The sequence below is a fragment of the Methylobacterium sp. WL19 genome, assembly GCF_008040005.1.
GTDB lineage: Bacteria > Pseudomonadota > Alphaproteobacteria > Rhizobiales > Beijerinckiaceae > Methylobacterium > Methylobacterium bullatum.
This window is the reverse complement of the sequence record NZ_VRVC01000176.1, coordinates 1-7,482: the sequence shown is the minus strand read 5'-3', so window position 1 is coordinate 7,482 and position 7,482 is coordinate 1. Positions and strand designations below refer to the sequence as shown.

7 protein-coding genes and 1 pseudogene are annotated in these 7,482 nt (G+C 68.1%); 4 read left to right on the top strand and 4 right to left on the bottom strand.

Features of this window, described 5'->3' with window-relative positions; all coding sequences use genetic code 11:
* Positions 1-209: pseudogene (locus FV220_RS22980) on the bottom strand (ATPase); the annotation flags it as partial.
* 3 nt (positions 210-212) lie between these two features.
* A complete protein-coding gene (locus FV220_RS22975; protein WP_018043946.1) occupies positions 213-800 on the bottom strand; it encodes a hypothetical protein in 588 nt (195 codons plus the stop codon).
* Between the two features lie 383 nt (positions 801-1,183).
* On the opposite strand from FV220_RS22975, the gene FV220_RS22970 reads away from it, so the two are divergent.
* Together FV220_RS22970 and FV220_RS22965 are read left to right on the top strand one after the other, a co-directional pair.
* On the top strand, positions 1,184-1,816 hold the full coding sequence (locus tag FV220_RS22970) for a response regulator transcription factor (RefSeq protein WP_056142190.1): 633 nt from the start codon (positions 1,184-1,186) through the stop codon (positions 1,814-1,816).
* A gap of 91 nt (positions 1,817-1,907) precedes the next feature.
* Positions 1,908-2,738: a hypothetical protein gene (locus FV220_RS22965; RefSeq protein WP_147833357.1), complete on the top strand. Its 831-nt coding sequence runs from the start codon at positions 1,908-1,910 to the stop codon at positions 2,736-2,738.
* Here FV220_RS22965 and FV220_RS22960 read toward each other — a convergent pair.
* Positions 2,729-3,211 (bottom strand): hypothetical protein, encoded by a 483-nt coding sequence (locus tag FV220_RS22960; RefSeq protein WP_056142196.1) that lies wholly within the window; start codon positions 3,209-3,211, stop codon positions 2,729-2,731. The two genes, FV220_RS22965 and FV220_RS22960, sit on opposite strands and share 10 nt — an antisense overlap.
* A gap of 86 nt (positions 3,212-3,297) precedes the next feature.
* Positions 3,298-4,269 (bottom strand): PfkB family carbohydrate kinase, encoded by a 972-nt coding sequence (locus tag FV220_RS22955; RefSeq protein ID WP_187273510.1) that lies wholly within the window; start codon positions 4,267-4,269, stop codon positions 3,298-3,300.
* Positions 4,270-4,408: 139 nt separating this feature from the next.
* On the opposite strand from FV220_RS22955, the gene FV220_RS22950 reads away from it, so the two are divergent.
* A complete protein-coding gene (locus FV220_RS22950) occupies positions 4,409-5,104 on the top strand; it encodes a GntR family transcriptional regulator (RefSeq protein ID WP_187273509.1) in 696 nt (231 codons plus the stop codon).
* Between the two features lie 386 nt (positions 5,105-5,490).
* Positions 5,491-7,482: M10 family metallopeptidase C-terminal domain-containing protein (locus tag FV220_RS22945; protein ID WP_147833354.1), on the top strand; the 1,992-nt coding region annotated here is incomplete at its 3' end.

Genomic DNA, 7,482 nt, shown 5'->3' with positions numbered 1-7,482 from the left:
TAGGACCGCCGCGCGGCCGTGGCCGTCACCACGAGGCCGAGGGCGGCGAAGAGGGCGGCGGCCGACCCGATGGCGGCCTGCCAGCGCAATTCGCTTCCGGCGGCGTTCCACCATGCCACCGGCCCGTACTCCGTGCTCATCAGCAAAGGCGTCAGGATCGCGACGAGAAGTCCCGAGATGACGAACGGGATGATGGCGGATTTCGACATCGGTCAGCCTCCGCAGGGCTTGCTGGTGTTCCAGATGACGGGGATCCGCTGGACGCCGCCCGTCGTGTCGATCTTCAGGCCCGGCGTCAGCTCGAAGAAGACGTCCTTGGCCGCGCCCTCGACGACGATCTCTCCCTTGCCGACCTCGTAGGGGGCGGGGAACGGGACCGCGATGTTGATCGGCCCCTCGGCGACGTTGAAGGCCGGCGAGAGGTAGTTGCCCGCCCGGATACGCACCACGCCGCCGGCATTCGCCGTCATCTTCGACAGGCGCATATTGCCGAGGGGCGCGGTGCAGGCCTTGGCCTGACTGACGAGCTTCTCCTTCTCCTCCGGCACCAGGGTCTCGGCGGCCTTGTCGATCTCGCTCGTCTTGACGAGGTTCAGGGCCGGCCGCTCCACGGTCCCGGCCGTCTCCCCACCGCCGCTCAGGAGCAGGAAACCCGCGATGGCGCCCGCCGCCACGACGCCGCCCGCGAGGGCGATGACGCTCGGAGAGAGGGCTGGCTTCGACGGGCCCGGTCCGGACGGGGCGGCCTTGCTCTCGGCGCCCTTAACCTGAGCCTGCGTCTGGTGCTCAGTATTCGACATTGATCCGGCCCTTTATCTTGACTGACTCAACCTATTCGCTGCATTTTGTTGGGTTTCGTCTTTCGCACGAACATCGCTCATCGCATGAATTAAAATTATTCTAAAAATTCTCGGCGAAGATGCGTTCGTTATTCGTTCGAGCTTCTATGCACCCGCCAAAAACCGGTCTACTAGTACACATGACCTATGGCCTTGGCCTTGACCCCTCCTGCCCCTTGCCTGGCACTAGAGCGCTCTCCGCCGAAGTGGATGCCGGTTCGGCGAAAAAGAGCGCGGCACAACAAAGGTCTAGAGCTGCGCCCGACCCAACGTGGTCGGGCGCAGCTCTAGACAGCCAATCCGGTCGCATGGGGGCTAAGTCCGATCTTGTGATCGGGAGTGGAGTGAGTGGAACGGTGAAAGAGACGATCATCGTCGCCGATGGCCATCCGCTGTTCCGCGCGGGGATGGTGCACATCGCCGAACGGCTCTACCCGGAAGCGCTCGTGCAGGAGGCCGCCACGCTGGAACAGGTTCTGGCGCTGTCGCGCGCGGGGCCGCCGCCGGAAATCGTCTTCCTCGACCCCGTGTTTTCCGGCCTCGATCCCCATCGCGCCATCGGTGCGCTGCGCCAGGAGCTTCCGAGGGCCTCGATCGTCGTCGTCTCGATGATCGAGGACGACGCCGTGATCCGCGCGGTCATGGCCGAGGGCGCCGACGGATTCATCCGCAAATCCCTGCCCGCGAAGGAGATCGCGCGGGCGATCTCGGCGATCCGCAATGGCGAATTCGTGATCCGGCGCGACCTCGCCTCGGGCCTCTCCGCGCCGCGCTCTCCCCTGCCGGCCCTGACGCAGCGCCAGCGCGACGTCCTGCGCCTCGTCGCCATGGGGCACACCAACAAGGAGATCGCCCGCGAACTGGACATCTCCCCGTTCACGGTCCGGGTCCATGTCTCGGCGCTCCTGCGGGCCCTCGACGTCACCTCCCGTTCCGCGGCTGCGGCGAAGGCGGCCGATGCCGGGGTGTGCGGGTGACCGGCCCCGGTCCCGGCCATCGTACATCTGTCCCGGTGTCGGACCGGCGACGCCCGTGGCATTGCTCGGCCCCATGAGGCGATCGAAGGGCATGAAGCGATTGAAGGGACTGTGCGGGCGTTCGGCCCGCGTGAGCGCGCCGGCGCTGCTGGCTCTGGCGGCCTCGGCCATCGGTGGTGTCTCCCCCGCCGCGGCCGATCCGGACCTCGTCGGGCCGCCCGAGGAGACGGTGCTGGCGGCGATCTGCGGGAATCCGGCGCGCACGGAGACCGGGACCTGCCGGATGAAGGACGGCCGCACGGCGGCGTTCTGGTACGGGGCGATGATCCCCGCCGCCACCGGGATCTGGTTCACGGGCTTCGCGACGATGCCGGCGCCGGGTGAGGACGCGGACACGCCCAACCGGCGGACCGTCGCGGCGGCGACCTTCGCGTTCGAGGATTCGCGCTGGCGCCTCAAGGGTGTGCAGACCGAGATCGGGCGCATCGGCACCGGCAACCGCAACGGGGACGCTCCGCAGGTGGACGAGGGTCTCGGGGCGGTGACCAGGGCCGTGAACCGGGTGCGCCTGGTGATGGGCCTGCGCCTCACCTCGTATGGAGCGGCGGGCGCGCGCAGCTTCTCGTTTCTCCTGCTGCAATTCAGCAAGGTGCCGCTGCGCTGGAGCGTGGCGGGGGAGGTCCCCGCCGGGTCCGACGAGACCGCCGCCTGCGATACCGATGACGGCGAGCCCTGCCGGATGGGCAAGAGCGAGGGCCGGCTCGAGATCCTGCCAGAGGAGTCGTTCAAGCCCCTCGCATGGCCTCCCGTCCGGGTCACCCTCACGGGCACGGTCCGTGGCGAGGACGGAAAGGTCCGTCCCGCGACGGACCGGGATGCCAGGACCTTCGCGTTCGACGAGGCGAAGGGCGCCTATCGCTGAGGTCGGGCGCCATCCTCATCCCGGACCGCGCCCGTCGTCGCGCGGCGCGGCGCGATCAGCTGATCGAAGATCACACGCTTGCCCGTTGTCCTGTAGCGCACGCCCATCGCCCGGCGGCCGATGTTCAGGGCCTTGCCGGCCTCCACGAGCGCCATCAGCGTCTGCGGCAAGGCTGCGGCCGCCGTCATCACCCAGGCCACATCGGCGCCGTCGGGCCGGTCGAGGGGTGGCGGCTTGCCCGTCCGGGCGAAGTCGCGGGCCTCCGCGTGGCTGTAGAGATGCCATCCGAGATAGCCGACGACCCGCCTGTCGTCGAAGGCGAAGAGCGCGTGGCCGCGGCGGATCTGGTCGTCCACGGTCTGGGTCAGGTCGCCGAAGCGGAAGCCGGAGAAGGGCGCGCGGCGGGCGAGGAAGTGAAGGGCGATCCCCAGCGTCGCATAGGAAGGGTCCAAGGCACGGATCGTCACAGCCATGAATGTGCTCCTCGTCTTGCGCGCGAACGCGGTGCGGGTCAGGGTCTTGCGCAGGTCAGGGTCTTGCGCGGGTCATGGTCTTCGGCTCATGGGGCCGCCGTCCCGGGCACGTGGGCGCGGAGGAAGGCCGTCACCTCCCCCGGATCGGGCAAGCCGTCGAGGATTCCGGCGCGGGTCACCATGAGGGCGCCGCAGGCCGCCGCCATCCGGCAACTCGCATCCCAGGTCCTGCCCGCCACGAGCCCGGCCGCGAGGCCGGCGGTGAAGGCGTCGCCGGCCCCCATCGTGTCGATGGCGGCCACCGGATAGGCCGGCTGATCGAGGATCGTCGTACCGCCGAGGACGATCCGCGCCCCGGCCGCGCCGAAGGTGATCGCCAGCGCCTCGACGCCGCGCGCGTGCAGCACCCGCCCGACCTCCTCCGCCGCCGCGCGCAGAGTCCCGGTGCCGGCCTGACCGGGGCACAGGGATCCGAAAAGGGCCTCCGCCTCGGTCTCGTTCACCACGAGGATCGTGGTGGAGGCCAGAATTTCCGCCAAGGTCTCCGGCCTCGTCATCCGGAACGGCGACGGGTTGAGCAGGGTCGGGACGCCGGCGGCGCGGGCGATCGCGAAGGCTTCGGCGATGGGGCCGTCGCCGATCTCGAACTGCGCGACCACCATCGCGGCGGAGGCGATGCGCGCCGCCGCCGCCCGCACGGTCTCCCGCGACAGGAGCAGGTTGGCACCGGGATGGACCGCGAGGCAGTTCTCGCCATCGGCTCCGACGAAGCCGACGCCGATGCCGGTAGGGCCGGGATGGACCCGTATCATCGAGGCCGGCAGGCCCATCCGCACGAGTGCCGGCTCGGCCAGTGCCGCGAGATGGTCGGTGCCGACCGGGATCAGGCCGTCCACCTCCACGCCCAGGCGGCTGAGGCCGGCGGCGACGTTGAACCCCTTGCCGCCCGCCTCCCAGACGACGGCGGAGGCCAGTAGCGATTCGCCGGGACGGGGAAGCCGGTCGACCCGGAACGTGCCCGCCGCGACGAAACTGCCGAGCACGAAGGCGCTTCCCATGTGGCCAGTCCCTCGCAAGGTCATATAAGGGAGGGAGTGTGACGCGCGCCCTGCCCGCCCTTCTTACGATGCCGCCGCATTGACCAGAACACAAAGCGTTTTCGCGAGCCTCCGCATCCAGAACGACACGGCTCTCCCGATGTATCGGCAACTGGAGCACCAGTTCCGGGCCATGATCACGGATGGTCTTCTTGCCGCCGGAGCCACCCTGCCCGCCGAGCGAAAGCTGGCCCTCGACCTCGGCATCAGCCGGAAGACCGTCCAGCAATGCTACGATGCCCTGCGCCAGCAGCGGCTGGTGAGCGCGCATGGCCGCAACGGCTACATCGTCGAGGACGGCTTCCGCCGCATCAAACCCGGCATGGAGCGCCTCAAGGGCTTCACCGAGGAGATGCAGGAACTGGGGCGCGTCCCCTCCACCCGCATCCTCGAACGGGCGGTGGGCGAGGACCGCTCCATCGCCTCGATCTTCGGCCTCTCCTCCACGGCCCGCTTCCTCCGGCTCGTGCGCGTCCGTCTCGGCGACGGCATCCCCCTGTCGGTGGAGAAGGCCTGGTACGATGTCGGCATCGCGCCCGGCCTCGTCGAGGCGGACCTGTCGGGCTCCATCTATGCCCGCCTCCTGGAATGCGGCGCGCCTCTCGTCGATTGCGAGCAGACCATCGAGGCGGCCTCTCCCGAGCCGCAGGAATGCGCGGTCTTCGGCTTTTCCGAACCGCTTCCCTGCCTGCTCATCAAGCGCCGTTCCTACGGCGCCGATGGCCGCATGATCGAGTATGTCGAAGGGCTCTTTCGCGGCGACTCCTACGCCTACCGCCTGCGCCTGCGGGCATAGGGCCTGATCCCGCGCGATCGGTACCCGCTCCCGGACAAGACGATCCGACGCCGACATCTCGACGCGTCGCCACGGTTGCGCTGTCCGTGAGGATGTCGCGGCGGCGGCGTTTCGACGACGGCCCGCCATTGCGGGAGCTGTGCCGGTATTTTCTGGTTTTGGTACCATCGAAGGATACCATTTTCTGAATCTTGCCATCGAATACTATCGCGATCACTATTTTGGTTCTGTTTTGGTAGCATCCATTACTTATGCATGGTAGCGCTTGAGTCGGTCGGACGGACCGATTCGAGGGCGATGCTTCCAGGGCATCCACGCAAAGTTCTTCTTCTCGCGAGCCGTTGGATCGGCGCGCGGGCTCGGGGACTCACGGGAGAAATCGGGCGATGTGCATCCTGTGCAGCGATGAGCCGGGCTACGTGTCCCGGCATTGGATGTCCGGGCCGTCGGCGGGGAGCGCCTCGCTCGCGGCGACCGCGGTCTCCGCCCCTCCCCCGGGCGATCTCGCCAGGGTCATCGACCAGCTCACCACCTCGTGGACCGTCGCCGCCGGCCAGCCGGCCGAGAACGACGCCCGGACCTGGGCGGGGACGCAGTTGACCTACGCGATTCCCTCGACCTCGCCGCCGAGCAGTAATGCGAGCGAAGCGACCGGGTTCAGGGTCATGACCACGCTGATGGTCGACCGGGCGCGCGAAGCCTTCGAGCTCTGGGACGACCTGATCGCCATCGACCTCGTGGAGACCACGTCCGCGACCAATCACGACATCAGCTTCGCCTATACCTCCGTCACCCGGGGGGGCGGAACCTATGCCTCACCGACCGTGACCCAGGGGAATAACGGCGTCGACACGATCACCAAGCAGCGGGTCTGGATGAATTCGAGTTGGACGAGTCACGATACCGATGCCGATATGTTCTATGGCGGCTACGGGGTCCAGACCTACGTCCACGAGATCGGCCACACCCTCGGCCTCTCGCATCCCGGCAAGTACAATGCCGGGTCCGGTGGGTCGATCACGTATGACGGCAACGCCGAATACGCGCAGGACACGCGGAAATACACCGTCATGTCCTATTTCGACGCAAGTGAGGACGGGACCGGCGTCGATCATATCGGCCGCAGTTTCAACGTGACCTACGGCGCGACGCCGCTCCTCGACGACATCGCGGCGATCCAGGCCAAGTACGGGGCCGATCCCAACACCCGGGTGGGCAACACGACCTACGGGTTCAACGCCAATGCGGGCCGCGGGGCCTTCGATTTCACCCTGAACACCGACCCCGTCATCGCGATCTACGATGCGGGGGGATACGACACCCTGGACGTGTCGGGATTCACCACGAACCAGTTGATCGATCTCGGCGCGGGCACCTTCTCCGACATCGGCAGCATGACCGACAACGTCGCCATCGCCCGGAACACGGTGATCGAGGCGGCGGTCGGCGGGTCGGGCAACGACACGATCTACGGCAATGCCAGCGGAAACACCCTGACGGGGAACGGGGGGAACGACCGGATCTACGGCTTCGGCGGTAGCGATTCCCTCTCCGGGGGCGCCGGCAACGATGTCCTCGATGGCGGGGCCGGGTTCGACTATGCCAGCTATGCCGGTTCGACGGCGGCCGTCACGGTGGACCTGTCGGTCGGCAAGGTGCTCGGCGGCTACGCCAACGGCGATACGATCACGGGGATCGAGGGCGTCTACGGGTCGGCCTACGCCGATACGTTCAGCGGCGCATCCACGACATCGAGCCTGTACGGCGGCGGCGGCGACGACAGGCTGCGGGGCCTGGGGGCGAACGACATCCTCTATGGCGAGGCCGGCAACGATACCCTGGTGGGGGGCGCCGGGGCGGATATCGTGTTCGGCGGCGACGGGTTCGACATCGCGGGGTTCGACGGCAGCGCCGGCGTCACAGTGAACCTGACCACCGGAAACCATGCCGGCGACGCCGCCGGTGACCTGTTCTCCTCGATCGAACGCTATACCGGCAGTAACTTCGACGACACCTTCGTCGGCGCGGCCTCGGCCGACGATTTCCTGGGACGCGGCGGCAACGACAGCCTCTCCGGCAACGGCGGCGCGGACAAGCTGGAGGGCGGCGCGGGCGCCGACAGGATCGACGGCGGCGACGGGATCGACACGGCGAGCTATGCGGGGTCGAGCGCCGGCGTCTATATCGACCTGTCCCTCGGCAAGGTGCTCTACGGCGATGCCAACGACGACACCCTCGTCAGCATCGAGAACCTGGAAGGCTCGGGCTACGACGACAACCTCGTCGGTAACGCCGCCGCCAATACGCTGAGCGGCCTGGCCGGAGACGACACCCTCGCCGGCGGCGAAGGGGCCGATTTCCTCGGGGGCGGCGACGGC